General features: G+C 64.2%; 17 protein-coding genes. 14 read left to right on the forward strand and 3 right to left on the reverse strand.

What is annotated here, in order from left to right; genetic code table 11:
- Nucleotides 1-148: 148 nt before the first annotated feature.
- Genes M6G53_RS08280 through M6G53_RS08305 form a run of 6 tightly spaced genes read left to right on the forward strand, consistent with a single transcriptional unit; the run spans nt 149 to nt 5,873 of the window.
- Nucleotides 149-847 (forward strand): CoA transferase subunit A, encoded by a 699-nt coding sequence (locus M6G53_RS08280; protein ID WP_253330428.1) that lies wholly within the window; start codon nt 149-151, stop codon nt 845-847.
- Nucleotides 848-858: 11 nt separating this feature from the next.
- Nucleotides 859-1,512 (forward strand): CoA transferase subunit B, encoded by a 654-nt coding sequence (locus M6G53_RS08285; RefSeq protein WP_253330430.1) that lies wholly within the window; start codon nt 859-861, stop codon nt 1,510-1,512.
- A 14-nt stretch (nt 1,513-1,526) separates the two neighbouring features.
- A complete protein-coding gene (locus M6G53_RS08290; RefSeq protein ID WP_193158641.1) occupies nt 1,527-2,711 on the forward strand; it encodes an acetyl-CoA C-acetyltransferase in 1,185 nt (394 codons plus the stop codon).
- 18 nt (nt 2,712-2,729) lie between these two features.
- Complete coding sequence (locus M6G53_RS08295; RefSeq protein ID WP_060422138.1) at nt 2,730-3,653, forward strand: 3-hydroxyacyl-CoA dehydrogenase family protein; 924 nt, start codon at nt 2,730-2,732, stop codon at nt 3,651-3,653.
- Nucleotides 3,654-3,698: 45 nt separating this feature from the next.
- Nucleotides 3,699-5,090, forward strand: coding sequence for a GntP family permease (locus M6G53_RS08300; RefSeq protein WP_253330432.1), 1,392 nt, complete (start codon nt 3,699-3,701; stop codon nt 5,088-5,090).
- A 12-nt stretch (nt 5,091-5,102) separates the two neighbouring features.
- Complete coding sequence (locus M6G53_RS08305; RefSeq protein ID WP_253330433.1) at nt 5,103-5,873, forward strand: 3-hydroxybutyrate dehydrogenase; 771 nt, start codon at nt 5,103-5,105, stop codon at nt 5,871-5,873.
- 37 nt (nt 5,874-5,910) lie between these two features.
- Here the strand turns inward: M6G53_RS08305 and M6G53_RS08310 are convergent, their stop codons facing one another.
- Nucleotides 5,911-6,732, reverse strand: coding sequence for an AraC family transcriptional regulator (locus tag M6G53_RS08310; protein WP_253330435.1), 822 nt, complete (start codon nt 6,730-6,732; stop codon nt 5,911-5,913).
- Between the two features lie 120 nt (nt 6,733-6,852).
- On the opposite strand from M6G53_RS08310, the gene M6G53_RS08315 reads away from it, so the two are divergent.
- The 8 genes from M6G53_RS08315 to M6G53_RS08350 all read left to right on the forward strand — a co-directional run bounded on the left by M6G53_RS08315 (nt 6,853) and on the right by M6G53_RS08350 (nt 15,108).
- Nucleotides 6,853-7,230: a hypothetical protein gene (locus M6G53_RS08315; protein ID WP_253330437.1), complete on the forward strand. Its 378-nt coding sequence runs from the start codon at nt 6,853-6,855 to the stop codon at nt 7,228-7,230.
- A 10-nt stretch (nt 7,231-7,240) separates the two neighbouring features.
- Nucleotides 7,241-8,116, forward strand: coding sequence for a helix-turn-helix domain-containing protein (locus M6G53_RS08320; protein ID WP_253330439.1), 876 nt, complete (start codon nt 7,241-7,243; stop codon nt 8,114-8,116).
- A gap of 232 nt (nt 8,117-8,348) precedes the next feature.
- A complete protein-coding gene (locus M6G53_RS08325; RefSeq protein WP_366519486.1) occupies nt 8,349-9,269 on the forward strand; it encodes a L,D-transpeptidase family protein in 921 nt (306 codons plus the stop codon).
- 463 nt (nt 9,270-9,732) lie between these two features.
- On the forward strand, nt 9,733-10,140 hold the full coding sequence (locus M6G53_RS08330; protein WP_253330441.1) for an ExbD/TolR family protein: 408 nt from the start codon (nt 9,733-9,735) through the stop codon (nt 10,138-10,140).
- A gap of 1 nt (nt 10,141) precedes the next feature.
- On the forward strand, nt 10,142-10,888 hold the full coding sequence (locus M6G53_RS08335; RefSeq protein WP_253330443.1) for an energy transducer TonB family protein: 747 nt from the start codon (nt 10,142-10,144) through the stop codon (nt 10,886-10,888).
- Between the two features lie 39 nt (nt 10,889-10,927).
- Nucleotides 10,928-13,168: a TonB-dependent receptor family protein gene (locus M6G53_RS08340; RefSeq protein ID WP_253330445.1), complete on the forward strand. Its 2,241-nt coding sequence runs from the start codon at nt 10,928-10,930 to the stop codon at nt 13,166-13,168.
- 46 nt (nt 13,169-13,214) lie between these two features.
- Entirely contained in the window at nt 13,215-13,865 is a 651-nt protein-coding gene (locus tag M6G53_RS08345) for a MotA/TolQ/ExbB proton channel family protein (protein ID WP_253330447.1), read from the forward strand.
- Entirely contained in the window at nt 13,858-15,108 is a 1,251-nt protein-coding gene (locus M6G53_RS08350) for a phospholipase D-like domain-containing protein (RefSeq protein WP_253330449.1), read from the forward strand. Before M6G53_RS08345 ends, M6G53_RS08350 begins: the two co-directional genes overlap by 8 nt.
- A gap of 36 nt (nt 15,109-15,144) precedes the next feature.
- Here the strand turns inward: M6G53_RS08350 and M6G53_RS08355 are convergent, their stop codons facing one another.
- Nucleotides 15,145-16,254: a DmpA family aminopeptidase gene (locus tag M6G53_RS08355; RefSeq protein ID WP_253330451.1), complete on the reverse strand. Its 1,110-nt coding sequence runs from the start codon at nt 16,252-16,254 to the stop codon at nt 15,145-15,147.
- 2 nt (nt 16,255-16,256) lie between these two features.
- The gene (locus M6G53_RS08360; protein ID WP_253330454.1) at nt 16,257-17,633 is read right to left on the reverse strand and encodes an APC family permease; all 1,377 of its coding nucleotides are present in this window, start codon (nt 17,631-17,633) and stop codon (nt 16,257-16,259) included.
- Nucleotides 17,634-17,647: the final 14 nt, after the last annotated feature.

Raw genomic sequence — 17,647 nt, forward strand, 5'->3', positions numbered from 1 at the left:
TGTTAATTGTCGGTTAACGGCTAATTAATAAAAATTCTAAATGAATGCGGCATAAAAACAAAATTAACAAATCATTTTTGTGACCTGAAGATGCCCTCACGCAAGCCAGGGCATTTCGCCCTGCGCCGCAACATGCAGGGGCAACGATATGGCAGGGCTCGACAAACGCGTCGGCAGCTACCAGGAAGCGCTGGCAGGCCTGACGGACAACATGACGGTGCTGGCGGGCGGCTTTGGCCTGTGCGGCATTCCGGAAAACCTGATCGAAGAGATCCGCCGGCGCGGCGTGCGCGGGTTGACGGTGGTCTCCAACAACTGCGGCGTCGACGGGTTCGGCCTCGGGCGGCTGCTGGAAACCCAGCAGATCCGCAAGGTGGTGGGATCTTACGTCGGCGAAAACGCGCTGTTCGAGCAGCAGGCGCTCAGCGGCGAGCTGGAGGTGGATCTCACGCCGCAGGGCACGCTGGCGGAGAAGATCCGCGCCGGCGGCGCCGGTATCCCGGCGTTCTTCACCGCCACCGGTTACGGCACGCCGATCGCCGCAGGCAAAGAGGTGCGCGAGTTCAACGGCCGCCCTTACATCATGGAAACCGCCATCACCGGCGATTTCGCCATCGTTAAAGGCTGGAAGGCCGATCACTTCGGCAACGTCATCTACCGCCACACCGCACAGAACTTCAATCCGCTGATGGCGACCGCCGGGCGCATCACGGTGGTGGAAGTGGAAGAGATCGTCGCGCCGGGCGAGCTGGATCCGGCGGCGATCCACACCCCCGGCATCTACGTCGATCGGCTGATCCAGGGCACCTTCGAGAAGCGTATCGAACAACGCACCCTGCGGGCATAAGGAGAATTTGCATGCTTACCCGTGAACAAATGGCGCAGCGCGTGGCGCAAGAGCTGCGGGACGGTGACTACGTCAACCTGGGCATCGGCATCCCGACGCTGGTGGCCAACTACGTGCCGGCGGGCATGGACGTGATGCTGCAGTCGGAAAACGGCCTGCTGGGGATGGGCGAGTTCCCGACCGAGCAGCAGCTGGACGCAGACATGATCAACGCCGGCAAGCAGACGGTCACCGCACGCCTCGGCGCGTCGATCTTCGATTCGGCGCAGTCGTTCGCCATGATCCGCGGCGGCCACGTCGATCTGACCGTGCTGGGGGCGTTTGAAGTGGACGTCGAGGGCAACATCGCCTCATGGATGATCCCCGGCAAGATGGTCAAGGGCATGGGCGGTGCGATGGATCTGGTGGCGGGGGCGGAGAACATCATCGTGGTGATGACCCACGCCTCGAAAGGCGGCGAGTCCAAGCTGCTGCCGCGCTGCACGCTGCCACTGACCGGCGCCAACTGCATCCGCAAGGTATTGACCGATCTGGCTTATCTGGAAATTGAAGACGGCGCCTTCGTGCTGCGCGAACGCGCGCCGGGCGTCAGCGTGGCGGAGATTGTCGCCAAAACCGCCGGCCGGCTGATCGTGCCGGAGCAAGTGCCGGAAATGCGTTTCTGAAACGGGAGGTGAATGTGCAACAACGTGAAGTGGTGATCGTGGCGGCAACGCGCACGCCGGTCGGCAGTTTTCACGGCGCGCTGGCGCCGTTGACGGCGGTGGAACTGGGCACGGCGGCGGTGCAGGGGCTGCTGGCGCAAAGCGGGGTAGCGCCGCAGCAGATCGATGAAGTGATCCTCGGCCAGGTGCTGAGCGCCGGCTGCGGGCAGAACCCGGCGCGCCAGACCGCGCTGAATGCCGGGCTGCCCGTTACGACGCCGGCGCTGACTATCAACAAGGTGTGCGGCTCCGGTTTGAAGGCGGTGCATCTGGCGGTGCAGGCGATCCGCAGCGGCGACGCCGAGGCGGTGATCGCCGGCGGCCAGGAGAGCATGAGCCAGTCGCCTTACCTGATGGCCGGCGCGCGCGCCGGTCTGCGCCTCGGTCACGCGCAGATGGTGGACAGCGTGATCCACGATGGCCTGTGGGACGCGTTCAACGACTACCACATGGGCATCACCGCCGAGAACCTGGCGGAGAAATACGCCATCAGCCGCGCTGAGCAGGACAGCTTTGCGCTGCGTTCGCAGCAGAAGGCGCAGGCGGCGCAGCAGGCCGGGCGTTTTGCGCAGGAGATCACGCCGGTGACGGTGCCGAAGCCGAAGGGCGAAGCGTTGCTTGTTAAGCACGACGAGCAGCCGCGCGATACCAGCCTGGAGGCGCTGGCGCGGCTGCGCCCGGCGTTTCGCAAGGAGGGCACGGTGACCGCCGGCAACGCCTCGTCGCTCAACGACGGCGCCGCCGTGGTGCTGCTGATGAGCGCGGAAAAAGCCGCCGCGCTGCGCTTGCCGGTGCTGGCGCGCATCGCCGGTTACGCCTCGTCGGGCGTCGATCCGGCGATCATGGGCATCGGCCCGGCGCCGGCCGCGCGCCGCTGCTTGGAGAAAGCCGGCTGGCGGCTGGAGGAGGTCGATCTGATCGAAGCCAACGAAGCCTTCGCCGCGCAGGCGCTGGCGGTGGGCAAAGAACTGGGCTGGGAGGCGGAGCGGGTCAACGTCAACGGCGGGGCGATCGCGCTGGGGCATCCGATCGGCGCGTCCGGCTGCCGCATTTTGGTGTCGCTGCTGTACGAAATGCAGCGCCGCGGGGTGAACAAGGGGCTGGCGATGCTGTGCATCGGCGGCGGGCAGGGTGTGGCGCTGGCGGTAGAGCGCCCGTAAACAACCGAGGAGGGCACGATGCAGTCATCTGACTATGCGGTACTGGGTGCCGGGCTGATGGGGGTGGGCATCGCCACCCACTTTATTCGCCACGGCCATGAGGTGCTGCTGTATGACCCGGATCCGCAGCGCCGGGTGGAGGCGCCGGCGGTGGCGAGCGGCATTCTGGCCGAGCTGAGCGACGTCGGGCAGTTTGATAACGCTGAGCGCGACGCGGCGCTGGCGCGCCTGCGCGTGACCGGCGAGCTGAACGACGTGGCGCGCGCCCGGCTGCTTATTGAGGCGATCCCGGAACGGCTCGAGCTGAAGCACGCGCTGTATGAGCAGTTGGAAGGGCTGATCGCCGACGACGCGGTGATTGCCAGCAACACCAGCGGCCTGCCGCCGGACGAGCTGGCGGCGCGCATGACCCACCCGCAGCGCCTGCTGATCGCCCACTTCTGGCACCCGCCGCACCTGATCCCGCTGGTGGAGATCGTGCCCGGCCGCGCCACCGATCCGCGCCATCTGGCGGCGGTGCAGGCGCTGCTCGGCGGGATGGCGCTGGAGGCGGTGCTGCTGGAGCGCGCCGCGCCGGGGTTTGTCGGCAACCGGCTGCAGTTTGCGGTGCTGCGCGAGGCGCTGCACATCGTCCACAGCGGCATCGCCAGCGCCGAGGTGGTGGATCAGGTGATGCGCGCCTCGCTGGGGCGGCGCTACGCCATGGTCGGCCCGCTGGAGGCCGCCGACATGACCGGGCTGCCGACGGTGGCGGACATCGCCCGCCACCTGTTCCCGGAACTGGCGACCGGCGACGAGATGATGGCGCTGGTGGAGCAGCGGTTGCAGCGCGGCGATACCGGCCAGCGCAGCGGCCGGGGATTTTATCTTTGGGATGACGCACGCAGGGAACGCATTCAACGGCGACGGGCGCATCAGCTGCGCTTTGCGCTGAAACCGTAATTTCGCACTCCGTACCTGACAATAACAACGATACTGAGGTGACCGATGAGCGTTTTGATTGCCCTGGCAGCACTGGGATTACTGATGCTGGCCGCCTACCGCGGCTACAGCGTGATTTTGTTCGCCCCGATCGCCGCGCTGGGCGCGGTGCTGTTGACCGATCCCGGCGCGGTGGCGCCGACCTTCACCGGGCTGTTTATGGAGAAGATGGTCGGCTTCGTGAAGCTCTACTTCCCGGTGTTCCTGCTGGGGGCGGTGTTCGGCAAGCTGATCGAGCTGTCCGGCTTTTCCCGTTCGATCGTCGCGGCGGCGATCCGCATTCTCGGCCGGCGTCACGCCATTCCGGTGATCGTGCTGGTGTGCGCGCTGCTGACCTACGGCGGGGTGTCGCTGTTCGTGGTGGCGTTCGCGGTCTATCCGTTCGCCGCCGAGCTGTTCCGCCAGAGCGGTATCCCCAAGCGGCTGATCCCGGCCACCGTGGCGCTCGGCGCCTTCTCCTTCACCATGGACGCCTTGCCCGGCACGCCGCAGATCCAAAACATCATCCCGACCAGCTTCTTCGGCACCAATGCCTGGGCCGCGCCCTGGCTGGGGTTGATCGGCTCGCTGTTCATCATCGCGATCGGCCTGCTGTATCTTGAACGCCAGCGGCGCAAGGCGCAGCTGAAGGGAGAGGGGTACGGCACCGATCTGCTGAACGAGCCGGAAACCCCGGACGACATCAACCTGCCGAACCCGCTGATCGCCATCCTGCCGTTGATTTTGGTCGGGGTATTCAACCTGGGCTTCACCCATTGGATCCCGCAGTGGTACGGCGCCAGCCATGAGCTGACGCTGCCGGGGCTGGCCAAGCCGATCACCACCGACGTGGCGAAGATCACCGCCATCTGGGCGGTGGAAGCGGCGCTGGTGTCGGGTATTCTGCTGGTGGTGGTGTTCGGCTTTCGCAATATTCGCGGCCGGCTGGCGGAAGGCAGCAAGACGGCGGTCGGCGGCGCGATCCTGGCGGCGATGAACACCGCCTCCGAATACGGCTTCGGCGCGGTGATCGCCGCGCTGCCGGGCTTTTTGGTGCTGTCGCAGGCGCTGGCGGCGATCCCCAACCCGCTGCTGAACGAAGCGATCAGCGTCACCCTGTTGGCCGGCATCACCGGATCGGCCTCCGGCGGCATGAGCATCGCGCTGGCGGCGATGTCCGACAGCTTTATCGCCGCCGCCCACGCGGCACAGATTCCGCTGGAGGTGCTGCACCGGGTGGCCTCGATGGCCAGCGGCGGCATGGACACCTTGCCGCACAACGGCGCGGTGATCACCCTGCTGGCGATCACCGGCCTCAGCCACCGGCAGGCCTATGGCGGCATCTTCGCCATCACCCTGATCAAGAGCGCCGCGGTGCTGTTCGTGATCGGCGTGTTCTACCTGACCGGCATTGTTTAAAGGAGCGATACCATGAGTGTACAAGGCAAAACCGCGCTGGTGACCGGCTCGACCAGCGGCATCGGCCTCGGGATAGCGTCCGTGTTGGCCGCCGCCGGCGCGCGCGTGATCCTCAACGGCTTCGGCGAGGTGGAGCAGGCACAAGCGCAGGTCGCGCGGCTGGGCGCCGCGCCGGGGTATCACGGCGCCGATCTCGGCGATGCGGCCCAGATAGCGGACATGATGCTGTATGCCGAACGCGAGTTCGGCGGCGTGGACATTCTGGTGAACAACGCCGGCATTCAGCACGTGGCGCCGCTGGATCAGTTCCCGGTGGAGAAATGGAACGCCATTCTCGCCATTAACCTGTCGGCGGTGTTCCACACCTGCCGATTGGCGCTGCCGGGGATGCGCGAGCGTAACTGGGGGCGCATCATCAACGTGGCGTCGGTGCACGGGCTGGTGGCGTCGAAAGACAAGTCGGCCTATGTGGCGGCCAAGCACGGCGTGGTGGGGCTGACCAAGACGCTGGCGCTGGAGACCGCGCGCACGCCGGTCACCTGCAACGCCATTTGCCCCGGCTGGGTGCTGACGCCGCTGGTGCAGCAGCAGATCGACAAACGCATTGCCGCCGGGACCGATCCGCAGCGGGCGCGCGATGAGCTGTTGGCGGAGAAGCAGCCTTCGCAAGCGTTCGTCACGCCAGAGCAGCTCGGCGAGCTGGCGCTGTTCCTGTGCAGCGATGCGGCGGCGCAGGTGCGTGGCGCCGCCTGGAACATGGACGGCGGCTGGCTGGCGCAGTAGTGTCTGCCCCTCGGCGCGTTCAGGCGCGCCGGTTTTTTCACATGCTGATCGCGCCGCCCAGGGTTTCTCCGGAGGCGTTGCGTTCCGCCAGGTAGCGCGCCGGCGGTTTGCCCACCGCCTTTCTGAACATGGTGACGAAGCCGCTGGCGCTCTCGTAGCCCAGATCCAGCGCCACCGTCTGTACGCTCTCGCCCTGCGTCAGGCGCTGCAGCGCCAGCATCACGTGCAGCTGGCGCCGCCAGTGGCCGAAGCTCATGCCCATCTGCTGCTGCAAGGTGCGGCTGAGGGAGCGCTCGCTCATGCCGATGCGCTGCGCCCACTGCCCGAGGGTGGATTTGTCCGCCGGGCTGCTCAGCATGCCTTCGGTCAACTGCCGAATGCGCGCGTCGTCGGACACCGGCAGATGCAGGTTCTCGATCGGCGCGGCCGCCAGCTGGTCCAGCAATACCGCCGTCAGGCGCCCCTCGGCGCCCTGTTCGTCGTAGAGCGGTTCGAAGGTGCTGGCCTGCAACAGCAGCTCGCGCAGCAGCGGCGAGACCGACAGCGTGCAGCAGTTTTGCGGCAGACCGGCGGCGGCCTGTTGATCGACGAACAGGCAGTAGGCTTCGGTGGAGCCGGCGCCCTGGGCGTTGTGCAACACGTTGCCCGGCATCCACAGCGCGCACTGCGGCGGCACCAGCCACAGCCCGTTTTCCACTTCGCAGCGGATCATGCCGCGTACCGTGTAGATCAGCTGCGCCTTCTGGTGACGGTGCGGCTCAACTTCCCAATCCTGCTCGAGAGTGGAACCCTGCAAGGCAAACAGCGGGCGTGGCACTTGATCGATATCCAGACAGTGACGGGGGATCTGAACTTTCATGAGAATAATTCTCAATTTGGCGGAATTGGAAAGTATTATGTCCTGATTGCGCAATGCGGTCTAGTGCCGGTGCCGATAAAGTAAGCACCGGTCCTAAACCCTTTCGTGAGGAAACTGATTATGTCTCTAGATACCGCCGATTTTCCGCTGGTGTGGATGCGCCAAAACGGGCGCGATACCCAGGCCGAGCTGGCCGAATTCAGCGCGCTGCTGGCGCGCGCCGAACCCTTCGTCCTGATGACCGATCGCAGCGTCGGCGATGAAGAAGAGCAGCACGATCGCGATGCCCGCACCCAGGTGGCGCTGTGGAAACGCGATAACCGCGAAGCGCTGAAGCTGTGGGTGAAAGGCATGATCATGCTGGAGCCGGACGAGGTCAAACGCGCGGCGGCGGAAGAGTTCGCCGAATACGGCGCCAAATTCTGGGGCTATCCGGTGCTGGTCGCCGCCGATGAAGCCGCTGGCCGGGTACTGGCGCAGACATTACTGGGTAAATAAGGGGAATACCATGCACCAGCAACAGGTGATTGAACAGCTGCTGGCCTGGATTGAACAGAGCCTGGATCAGCCGCTGACGCTGGACGACATCGCCGCCAAGTCCGGTTACTCGAAGTGGCATTTGCAGCGGATGTTCAAGCAGCATACCGGCCACATTCTCGGCACTTACGCCCGCCGCCGCAGGCTGACTGCCGCCGCGCGCGAACTGCGCCTGACCAATACCAGCGTGGCCTGCATCGCCGATACTTACCAGTTCGATTCGCAGCAGACCTTCACCCGTTGCTTTCGCAAACAGTTCGGCCTGCCGCCGGCCAGCTATCGCCGCAGCCAGGACTGGTCCAGCTATGGCCTGCAATCGCCGCTGCGGCTGGCCGAAGCGCCGTTGCCGCAGGCCGATATCGTGACGCTGCCCGCCATGCAGCTGGTGGGATACACTCAGCGCCGCAGCTGCACGTTGGGGCAGCTGGCGGCCTCCAAGTGCGAGCTGCGCCGCCATGCCTGGCGGCAATTGCTGCAGCCGCAGACGCTGCCGGAGGTGGCGTACGGCCTCACCAGCCTGGAGGCCGATCGGCAGCGCCGGGGCAGCCAGCGTATGGCCTACACCGCGGCGTTGCCGGACGAAGGGGCGGTGGGGGAGCGGGTGAGCATCGAACAGGGCGAGTATGCTCGCTTCGCCTATCACGGGCAGGCGGATGGGCTGCAACATTTTATCGCGCGGCTGTATGACACCGCCATGCCGCAGATGAACGCCATTCGCCGGCCGGGGCAGGATATCGAGCGTTTCTACCCGGCGCAGGAGGGCAACTGCCCGCTCGGCGGCGCGGCGATCCGCTGTGAATATCTGATCCCGATCCGGCGTGTGGAGACGTTGGCCGCCGCCAGTTAGGCGGCGGTTCTCGCAAAAAATCCCCTTCGTGGTGCGTCAGGTTACAAAAAATTGCGATATTACATCGGTAATGGTTCACACTTTGATTGATGTGCACATATAATGCGCATCCGGTCAATTCCCCCCTGATTTTCAGGCCGCAGCGCCGTTGGCTGCCGGCAGATTTTCATCGGGGCAAGGTGGCCGTAGAAACCGATATCCATAATCGCCAGTGGCCTTGACCAACACGAAGATGAAAATGAGCATTCGCGCGTTATTAACCCTGTTTACGGCACTGGTTGCATTCAGCCAGGCTGCCTTCGCCGTCGTCTACCCGCTGCCGCCAAAAGACAGCCGTTTGGTGGGCGAAAATATCCAAATCACCGTACCGGAAGACAGCAAACTGCCGCTGGAAAGCTTCGCCGCCCAGTATCAGATGGGGCTGAGCAACATGCTGGAAGCCAATCCGGGCGTGGATCCGTTCCTGCCGAAGGCCGGCAGCACCCTGACCATCCCGCAGCAGCTGATCCTGCCGGACGCGCCGCGTGAAGGCATCATCATCAACAGTGCCGAGATGCGTCTGTACTACTACCCGAAAGGGTCCAACACCGTGGTGGTGCTGCCGATCGGTATCGGCCAGCTGGGTAAAGACACCCCGCTGAACTGGACCACCACCGTGCAGCGCAAGAAAGACGGCCCGACCTGGACGCCGACTGCTAAAATGCGCGCCGAGTACGCGGCCGAAGGCGAGATCCTGCCGGCGGTATTCCCGGCCGGCCCGGATAACCCGATGGGGCTGTATGCGTTGTATGTGGGGCGTTTGTACGCTATCCACGGCACCAACGCCAACTTCGGCATCGGTCTGCGCGTGAGCCACGGCTGCGTGCGTCTGCGCGCCGACGACATCAAGTACCTGTTCGATAACGTGCCGGTCGGCACCCGCGTGCAGTTCATCAACGAACCGATGAAAGCCACCGTCGAGCCGGACGGCTCGCGCTACGTGGAAGTGCACAACCCGCTGTCGGCCAACGAACAGCAGCTGCAATCCAAGGATCCGGTGCCGTTGACCATCTCGGCGCCGGTCGGCAAAGTGCTGATGGACGCCGGTGTCAACCAGAGCGAAGTGGACGCGGCGATCAAGGCCCGTTCCGGCATGCCGGTGAAAGTGAACTGATCGCCTCGGGCTTCAGTGAAAATACCAAGAAGACGCCTGCGGGCGTCTTTTTTTATGCCGGTAAAACAGGTTGTTGCGTGTGTTTTCGCCATGATGCCCTCTGCGCTGTACAGCTGCGCGGTATCAAGCCAACCGGTTTTTGCCCGTTGTCTGAGTGCCAGTCTGTCGCTCAAGCTGCTTGCGATCGTACGTAAACACGGGCTTCAGGTCTTGTTGTCGTGACCGTTTTAGTTGTCACTATTCTCACATTTCCCTCTCTGGCTTTACCCCTCTGAAATGTCCATACCGCAATTATTCCGATAAAAACTATCGCTAATTAATAAGTTATATCCCTACGTTTATCGCCCGCCATTGAAAAAATTCTCGCAAAAAATCCACACTGTGAAAATAAGATCACATAAGCGTAACAAAAGGTAAACAAAGCCCTCCTATATTGGCTGCTTCGCTTTTGGGAGGGAGTGTCATGCGTAACTGGAACGAACCGAAAAAGAATAAAGCGCACATCGAGCTGATCCCGATGATCGACGTGATGATGTTTTTATTGGTGTTTTTCGTCTTGATTAGCCTGAACGTCATTCCGGCGCTTGGGCTGAAAACGCAGCTGCCGTCCGCCGGCAGCGCGCAGCAGCTGAAACCGCAGAAGAAGGCCATCATCACGCTGGGGGCCGACGAACAGCTGCAGCTGGATGGCCAGCCGATCGCGCTCGGCGCGTTGGTCGACACGCTGAAGCAACAGCAGCAGGCCAACCAGACCACCACCATCATCGTTAACAGCGACAAGGGCGTGGCGGTCGAGCGGCTGGTGGCGGTCATGGACAACCTGCGCCAGGGCGGTTTCTTCTCCGTCTCCATCGCGACACGGAAGCTGTGACATGTATCTGCTCTATCGCTCACGTCATCTTTTCAGCTGGTTGCCGGCGCTGATTGTCGCCGGTTGCCTGCTGTTCGCCAGCCAGCAGGCGGCGCTGAAGATCCAGCCGCGCTACGACGAAACCGCCATTGAACTGGCGCTGGTGGAGCCTGAACCGGCGCCTGAACCTCAACCGGAAACGCCGCCGGAACCTCAGCCCGAACCGCCGCCGCCCGAGCCGGAGCCGATCCCCGAACCGGTGGTGCCGGCGCCGGAACCGATCGTCGAGGCCAAACCGGTGCCGAAACCGCAGCCGAAACCCAAACCTAAACCGATGAAAGAGCAAGCCAAACCGGCAGAGAAGCCTAAAGCGACGCCGGCACCCGTCGCCCCGCGCGCGCTGGTCAGCAAACCGGCGGCGCAGCCCGCCCCGGCCGCCCCGGCGGCGCCGAAGGTGAACGCGCAGGCGATCGAAAACGGCTATCTGTTGGCCTTGCGCCGCGAGCTGGAACAGCGCAAGCGCTACCCGAGCGGGCGCCAGGCCTCGCTCGAACGCCCGCAGGGCAACGTGGAGGTGTGGCTGGAAGTCGATCGCAGCGGGCGGGTGCTCTCTTCCGGCATCGCCAACAAAGCCGCCAGCATGCTGCTGAACCGCGCGGCGATGAGCAGCCTGCAAAGCATCAGTTCAGTGAAGCCGTTCCCGAGCGAGGCGTTCGCCGGGCAAACAACCAAAAGATTTACCGCAACGTTCAATTATCAGGCGCCTTAGCGCAAGGGTTAATCGTTTGATTTTTAAGGGAAGCACACAATGAAATCGTTCAATCGTTCTGGGATTTATCTGGCGGTGATGTCGGCGCTGCTGCCGGGCGCCGCGCTGGCGGCCGACGCCACTGATGTCGGCACCATCAGCGTCAAGGGGCAGTCGCTCGGCGGCGGCATGATGGTGCAGGATGACAGTGCCAAGGCGCGCTCCACCGTCACCAAAGAGGCGATGGATAAAATGCCGGCGGCGGGCAACGCCATCGATAAGCTGAAATATACGCCGGGCCTGAACGTCAACAGCAACGACGCCAGCGGCCTGAGCGGCGTGGACTACACCATGCGCGGCATGAACTCCGATCAGATCGGCCTGTCGATGGACGGCATCCCGATCAACGACTCCGGCAACTACGCGGTATACCCGAACCTGCTCGGCGATGCGGAAAACCTGGAGGAAGTGTTCGTCACCCAGGGCTCCTCCGAAGCGGATGGCCCGCACATCGGCTCCAGCGGCGGCAACATCGGCCTGGTGACGCGCCGCCCGGCGAAAGATTTCGGTGGCTTCCTCAAGCAGACGCTGGGCAGCAACAACCTGAGCAAAACCTTCGCCCGCCTCGAGACCGGCGAGTACAACGGCTTCAGCAACTGGCTCTCCTATTCGCACACCGAGGCGAAAAAGTGGCGCGGCGAGGGGCGCCTGTACTCCGACAAGTTTGAGATGAACTCGCTGTACGAAGACGGCAACGGCAACAGCAGCAATCTGGTGATGAAGTACAACCGCCAGAACAACACCAACTACAACACCCTGAGCAAGGCGCAGTTCCAAAACGACGGCCGTGACACCGACTACGCCACTACGCCGGAGTACAACAGCAAGGGGCAGTTGAACAAGTACTACAAGATTGAACGCAACCCGTTCGAGAACTTCACGCTGTCGTTCAGCCAGAAGCTGCAGCTGCGCGACAACCTGTCGCTGACCCTGCAGCCGTATTACTACTGGGGCAACGGCGGCAGCTTCACCGGCCAGACGGCCTCGGTGCTGTCCAACACCTCCAGCAAGGCCGGGCAGTATGACCTCAGCAACCTGAAATCCAACACCTATTATCGCCCGTCGTGGACCCAAACCTGGCGGCCGGGCATCACCACCAAGCTGAAATGGGACATCAACGATCGGCACAGCCTGGATATCGGCTACTGGTATGAGCGCGCGCGTCAGCTGCAGACACAGCCGTTCATCCGCATCAAAGATGACGGCAACCCGGCGCAGATTTGGGGCCAGCCGGGCGGATCCGATCAGGTGAAGGACGCCAACGGCAACACCGTGCAGGGGCGCAACCAATACACGGTGACGCCGGCGCAGAAAGTGTGGCTGCAGGACACCTGGTTCGCCACGCCGGACTGGACCTTCGTCGGCGGGTTGGCCTATCAATACGTCGAGCGCAAGGGGCAGCGGTACGGTAGCCTGACCGAACGGCCGGACAGCAAAAACGCCACTTACCATGAGCTTCTGCCGAACTTCAGCGCCAGCTATAAGGTGAACCAGGAAAACCAGGTGTTCTACAACCTGACGCGCAACATGCGTACGCCGCCGAACTATGTGCTGTACAACGCCGGCGACTCGCTCAGCACCAAACCGGAGTTGAGCTGGAACCACGAGCTGGGCTGGCGTTTCCAGCAGGAAGACATGCTGCTGAGCGCCACGCTGTTCTACATGCGCTACAGCGATCGCCAAATCTCCACCACCAACTCGTCGGGCGACTACGAGATGATGAACATCGGTAACGTGGAGAACAAAGGGCTGGAGCTGGAGTGGAGCGGCCAGCTGCCGCATAACTTCAACTACTACACCTCTTATACCTACACCGAGTCGAAGCAGAAGAACGACATTGTCAGCAACGGGCTGCCGCTGCCGACCTCCGGCAAAGAGGTGCCGAACGTGCCGAAAAACCTGCTGAACATGACGCTGGGTTATGACGATGGGCTGTATTACGGCAGCGTCAGCGGCAAGTACGTCAGCGCGTTCTACGGCGATCTGACCAACGACGAGAAGATTGGCGGCCGCACGGTGTTCGATCTGGCGGCGGGGGTGCATCTGCCGGTGGACAAGAAAATCGTCAAGAGCGCCGCGCTGCGTTTTGGCATCAGCAACCTGTTTGACAAGGAATACCTGACCTCGGCGCGCACCACCACCTTCAACTCGGTGCCTTACGGCGGCGTCAAAGCCAGCACGCCGTATTACAACGTCGGCGAAGAACGCACCTTCAGCGTCTCGCTGGAAGCCACCTTTTAACTGAATACCCCGCCGCCTGCCCGGCGGTGGGGAAGAGGAACCCTGTATGGACGCCAATCTGTTGCACGACATTATTTTCTACGTGATGTACGCCGCGCTGGCGATCGCGCTGGTGATCATCATCGAACGCACGCTGTACTTCGCCTATACCCAGCGCCAGGCGCGCCGGCTGGAGCAGGCGCTGACGCCGGACGTGCGCCGCGCCGCCGATCTGCCGGACGAGCTGACCCAGCGCAACAGCCTGCCGATGGCGGTGATCGCGCCGGTATTGGCGCAGAAGCACCGCGCCGGCGACCGCGAGGCGATCGGCGATCTGATCGACGCCCAGTACCTGCTGAGCAAGCCGCCGATGGCGCGCGGCCTGTGGCTGCTGGAAACCGTGGTCACCGCCGCGCCGCTGCTGGGGCTGCTGGGCACGGTGATGGGGATCATCGAAACCTTCAAGGCGCTGGCCGCTTCGGGGGTGTCCGAGCCGAGCCTGGTCTCGGCCGGGATGGGCACCGCGCTGTACGCCACCGGCCTCGGCATCGCCATCGCGCTGCTGTGCCTGGTGGCCAACAACTTCCTGCAGAGCCGCATGGAACGCATCAACGAGCTGCTGAAGGTGCTGCTGATCCGCGCCGGCCAACCGACCGGCCGCCCGGAGAGCGGCAGCGGCGAACAATGGGTTGACAGCGGGGCGCCGCGCTATGCCTAATGGCCATCCAGTACGGCGGCCGTTCGGCCGCCTTTATACGGCTTTATGGGGCGGTTGTTTGTTGATGTTGAGCCAGAGCGCTGTGGCGCGTTTTGCGATTCCCGGCTACGAGCTGGTGTACACCGCACCGGTGGAAACTGCATTGCAGGCCGATGACCTGCGCAACACCGCCGAGGTGTGGCGCGAAATGTTCGACGCGGCGAAAACCCGCATCGATCTGGGGCAGTTTTACGTGGCGAATCAGGACGGTTCGTTGCTGGACGGCGTGCTGCAGCACCTGAAGGCGGCCGGCGAGCGCGGGGTGAAAATCCGCTTTTTGGTGGAAGAGAAAGGCATCCGCAATTCCACTGCCGAAACGCTGGAACAGCTGAAGGCGATCCCCAATCTGGAGCTGCGCATCATTCCTTACCAGAAGCTGAGCGGCGGCATTCTGCACGCCAAGTATCTGCTGGTGGACGGCGAACAGGCGTTCGTCGGCAGCCAGAACTTCGACTGGCGCGCGCTGGAGCATATTCACGAAACCGGGCTGCGCATCAGCGACGCCAAGGTGGTGGGGCAAATTCAGGCGATCTTCGAACAGGACTGGCAGGCGCAGGCGCTGTTGGCGCAGGATAAGCCGGTGCCGCCGCTGCCCGATTCGCCGGCGACGGCGCCGGCGCAGGGCAACTATCTGGTGGCCAGCCCGCGCGCCTACAACCCGGCGGGGGTGATTGACTCGCAGGCCGAGCTGCCGCGCTTGCTGGCCGGCGCCAAGCGGCGGGTGCGGGTGCAGGTGATGGATTACGCGCCGCTGTCGTTCGGGCCGGAGCGCAGCCGCCCCTTCTATGCGGTGATCGACAACGCGCTGCGCAGCGCGGCGGCGCGCGGGGTGCAGATCGAGCTGATGGTGGCCAACTGGAACACCAAAAAGCCGGATATCGCCTGGCTGAAGAGCCTGGCGCTGGTGCCGAACGTGCAGATCAAAGTGGTGACCATACCACCGGCCAGCAGCGGCTTCATTCCGTTTGCCCGCGTGATCCACAGCAAGCTGATGACCATCGACGATGAGATTGCCTGGGTGGGCACCAGCAACTGGACCGGCGGCTATCTGGACAACTCGCGCAATCTGGAGCTGGTGCTGCACAGCGCGGCGATGAGCGGGCGGTTGGACCAGCTGTACCAACAGCTGTGGAACAGCGTCTACGCCGAACCGTTGCGGCTGGATTACGACTATCCGCCGCCCAAGCCGGGCGGCGAATCCTGATAAGCCGGGCGCGGTTAATCCCCGCGCCCTGTGTTTTTACCGCCGCCAGCCGGCCTTCTCCAGCGCCGTCACCAGCTGTTCGGCGCTCAACCCTTCCGCCCGGTGGCCGTTGCCGCTGACGGTATTGGCCGCCAGCAACGCATTCACGATCGCTTCCTCCACCGCTTCCGCCGCTGCGGCGAACAGCGCCGAAATGTAGTCGTTGTTCACCATGCGCAGCGGCGTGGTGAAGGCGCCTTTATTGGCGTAGTCGGCGGGCGGCAGGCCGTCGTTGCCGGTAGCGAAGGCGATGAAAATGTCGCCGCTCGAGTCCTCGGTGCCGCCGCCGGTGCGGGCGATGCCGATGCCGGCGCGCTGCGCCAGCCGCGCACACTGGTGCGGCAGCAGCGGCGCGTCGGTCGCCAGCGCCACCACGATGGAGCCCATGCCGGGGTGCGGCAACTGCGGCGTGAACGGCGAGGGGAGATGCCCCAGATGCCGGCCTACCGGGTAGCCGCCCACCAGCAGCGACTCGCGCTTGCCGTGGTTGGCCTGCACGATGGCGCCCACCGTCCAGCCGCCCTGATCGGCGGGCAGGCGGCGCGACGCGGTGCCGCTGCCGCCTTTGAATTCATGGCAGATCATGCCGCTGCCGCCGCCGACCGCGCCTTCCTGCGGCAGGCCGCCCCGGGCCGCCTGCTGCGCCTGGCGCACGTGCTCGGCCTTGACGTGAAAGCCGTTGATGTCGTTGAGCAGGCCATCGAAGGTTTCCATCACCACCGGCATATTCCAATACACCGCGTTGTCGCCCGCGGGCAGCGCTTCACGCTCCAGCGCGATCAGCGCATCGCGCACCACGCCCACGCTGTGGGTGTTGGTGAAGGCGATCGGGCTGGTCAGCAGGCCCGCTTCGCGCACCCATTCCAGGCCGGTGGCGTCGCCGTTGCCGTTCAGCACGTGCACGCCGGCGAAGCAGGGCGCATGGCGGGCGGAGCCGGGGCGCGGTTCGATCACCGTCACGCCGGTGCGCACGCTGCGCCCGTCCGCCAAATCGGCATGAATGCTGGCATGGCCAACGCGCACGCCGGGCACGTCGGTGATGGCGTTCAGCGGGCCGGGCGTGCCCTGTCCGATGATGATGCCCAGATCCTGAGCGCGCTGCGTCATGGTTATTCTCCTTCTATTGAGGGGGCGGCGAGGGGCGCCGTCTGGCGGCCGCGCAGATGGTTCAGCGCCAGCCCGAAGCCGATGATGCCGGCAATGATAATAAAGTCTTTCAGGCTGCTGGCGATCAAAATCGTCCACAGCACGTACAGGCAGCACAGCAGCGCCACCACCACCGGCAGCGGCCACAGCGGCATCAGGTACGGGTGGTGGAAGTGGCGGCGACGGCGGCTGATCAGCGCCGCCACCGCCATGATGATGTACACCAGCAGCAGCAGGATCACGGTGAACGAGGTCAGCGATTCGAGATCGGAGCAAAACGCCAGCAGCGCCGAGGGCACGCCGAACAGCAGGGTGGCGATCCAGGGGGTGCCGAAGCGCGGGTGGATGATTTTCAGCGCCCGGTTAAACGCCGGCAGCCAGAAGCCGTCGCGCCCGCTGGCGAACATCATGCGGCTGAACTGCGCCACGATAGCGATGATGGCGTTGAACACCGACAGATAAATCGCGCCGCTTACCACCCGCGCCAGCGTCGGGCCGCCGAGCTGGGTGACCACATAGCCGACCGGATCGGCCTGTTTGGCCATCTCCACCAGCGACGGCGAGCCGATCAGCAGGGCGGTGAACGGCACCAGTTCCACCAATACCACGATGACCAGCGTCAGCATGATCGCCAGCGCCATCGGCTTACCCTGTTCGCGCATGTCTTCCGCCATGTACACCGCCGCGCCGTAGCCGTTGTAGGAGAACAAGGCGACGCCGACCATGGCGACGATCAGCGGCAGCGACACCGGCGCCAGGCCGCCCTGTGCGTCCAGCATCACCGGCGCGGTGAGGATCGCCGCGCTCTGATGCGGGTGGCTGAAGCCGAGCCAGGCGATCAGCGCCAGCACCGCCACTTCCACCACCAGGAAAGCGCCGGTCAGCAGGGCGTTGGCCTTGATGTTGAAAATGGCGCAGGCGCCGCCGATCAGCACGGTGATCATCCCGGCGGTAGAGGCGTCGAACCGGGTGCCCAGCGCGGTGTTCAGGTAGGGCACCGCGCCGGTGGCCAGCACCGCCGGCACGAACAGCGCGGCGCTGAGGATGAACAGGTAGGTCTGCAGCCCGCACAGGGTGCCGAACAGGCGCTTGATGATGCTGTATTCGCCGCCGGCGCTGGGGTGAGCGGCGCCGAGCTCGGCATAGCACAGCGCAATGGCGGCGGCGACGCAGGCGGCGATCAGAAACGACAGAAAGGCGCCGCTGCCGGCGCTGGCGATCGCCAGCGGAGCGATGACGAAGATCGAACTGGCCGGCGTCACGCCGGACGCGGTGATCATCACCACGTCGAGGACGCTGAGATTGCCTTTGAAGGTGTGTTCAGGGGCGGACTCTTTCATGGGATAACGACTCC

The organism is Serratia nevei, from assembly GCF_024160145.1.
Lineage (GTDB): Bacteria > Pseudomonadota > Gammaproteobacteria > Enterobacterales > Enterobacteriaceae > Serratia > Serratia nevei_A.